The 1,505-nt window shown below is 64.1% G+C and carries 3 protein-coding genes; 2 read left to right on the forward strand and 1 reads right to left on the reverse strand.

What is annotated here, in order from left to right; translation table 11 throughout:
* The first annotated feature begins 92 nt into the window (after nt 1-92).
* Complete coding sequence (locus tag EN994_RS30895) at nt 93-302, forward strand: hypothetical protein (protein WP_013528291.1); 210 nt, start codon at nt 93-95, stop codon at nt 300-302.
* Nucleotides 303-313: 11 nt separating this feature from the next.
* Here EN994_RS30895 and EN994_RS30900 read toward each other — a convergent pair whose 3' ends face one another.
* The gene (locus tag EN994_RS30900; RefSeq protein ID WP_024501969.1) at nt 314-1,294 is read right to left on the reverse strand and encodes a GlxA family transcriptional regulator; all 981 of its coding nucleotides are present in this window, start codon (nt 1,292-1,294) and stop codon (nt 314-316) included.
* 77 nt (nt 1,295-1,371) lie between these two features.
* Here EN994_RS30900 and EN994_RS30905 point away from each other — a divergent pair.
* Nucleotides 1,372-1,505, forward strand: a 134-nt coding sequence (locus EN994_RS30905) for a 3-keto-5-aminohexanoate cleavage protein (RefSeq protein WP_206530542.1), incomplete at its 3' end; no start/stop codon positions are given.

Consider the following 1,505-nt stretch of genomic DNA (forward strand, 5'->3'; position numbering starts at 1 on the left):
CTTCAATGACCTCGCTCTTGCCTTCAAACTGCCGTCACGAATCTCGTATAAGAGTTGCTCGTGGCGGGAGAGGAAGAAGGAGGCGAACCGATATGCAGAACGAACGTGAAATCGACGCCCTGCTCTCACCTGGCGAGGCTGGATCGATCATCGACCGGCTGATGGCAATGCCGCATCCGAAGGACGGCACGCGCCGCTCGAACGAATGGGATCGCGCTGTGGCCAGCCGTTTCGAGACCCATCTTGCCAAGCAAATGCGCTCGCAGATCGACGGCGGCAGCGACCGTCAGAACGCTGCCTGATTCTATCATAGTCAGCCCCGGCGCAGCCTGACCGGCGCTTCGCCGAAAGCCCTTGAAAACGCTCTTGAAAACGCCGCGGCGGATGAGAATCCGGTCCGCCCGGCAATATCGGCCATGGCGATCCTTGTATCGACCACCAGCCGGCGCGCGGCGCCCAGGCGCAGCCTGAGATAATAGGCGCCCGGTGTCTCGCCGATCGATTTGCGAAAGATGCTCTCCAGCGTCCGTGCCGTCACGCCGGCGCGCTTGGCCACCGCTTCAATGGTCAGCGGCTGGTCGACATGCGCTTCCATCAGCCGGATCGCTTGCGCCAGCCGCGGATCATAGCCATCGAGCCGGCCGAGCGAGACCAGCGGCTGTGCGTCGGTGGCGGCGCGCGCCTGGTCGTAGATGAAGACGCTGGCGACATCGAGCGCGACGGCCATGCCGAGCCTCGTGCGGATGAGATGCAGCATCAGGTCGAAGGTCGGCGACGCGCCGCCCGAGGTGAACACCGGCCCGTCGATAACATAGCGGTCAGGGCGGACATCGACGCCGGGGAATGCCGAGGAAAAATCCTCCATGTCCTCCCAGTGGGTGGTGGCGCTGCGTCCTTCCAGCAGGCCGGCGCGCGCCACCAGCCAGGTGCCGGCTTCGACACCGCCGCAAGCGCGTGCTGTCCGTGCGGCCCGGCGCAGGCCGGACAACAGAGCCGAGGTTGCATAGTTCTGGGTGCCGAAGCCGGCGACGACGACAAGAACGTCGGTCGACTCGCCCGCATCGAAGCGGCCGCCGACCGCCACCGGCAGGCCGCAAGTGGTGACTGGAGCCTCGCCGGTCACCGAGACCAGCTTGAAATCGAACAGGGTCTCGCCGGAGATGCGGTTGGCCGCGCGCAGTGGATCGACGGCGGATGCGACGCACATGATCGACGAACCGGAAAATACCAGCAGCGTCACCCTAAGCGGCGAGCGCTCGGCGCGAAAGATCGTTGGTTTTTCGCTTTTCGTCATGGAAGCTTCGTAAAACGCAAAACAGTTTCCGGCAAGTCGGGCATTGTTGAGGTCTATTTCTTTCGGAGGAGAGTTCCATGCCGCTTGCGATGAACCGTGAGGTCTTCATTACCTGTGCCGTGACCGGGTCCGGCGGGTCGCAGGACCGCAGCCCGCATGTGCCGCGCTCGCCCAAGCAGATCGCGGATTCCGCCATCGATGCGGCCAAGGC

The sequence above is a fragment of the Mesorhizobium sp. M7A.F.Ca.CA.002.09.1.1 genome, assembly GCF_003998555.1.
Lineage (GTDB): Bacteria > Pseudomonadota > Alphaproteobacteria > Rhizobiales > Rhizobiaceae > Mesorhizobium > Mesorhizobium ciceri.

Excerpts from the sequence above, each read along its gene's own strand:
- EN994_RS30900 (WP_024501969.1), bottom strand. The coding sequence starts at position 1,294 with ATGACGAAAAGCGAAAAACCAACGATCTTTCGCGCCGAGCGCTCGCCG.
- EN994_RS30895 (WP_013528291.1), top strand. The coding sequence starts at position 93 with ATGCAGAACGAACGTGAAATCGACGCCCTGCTCTCACCTGGCGAGGCT.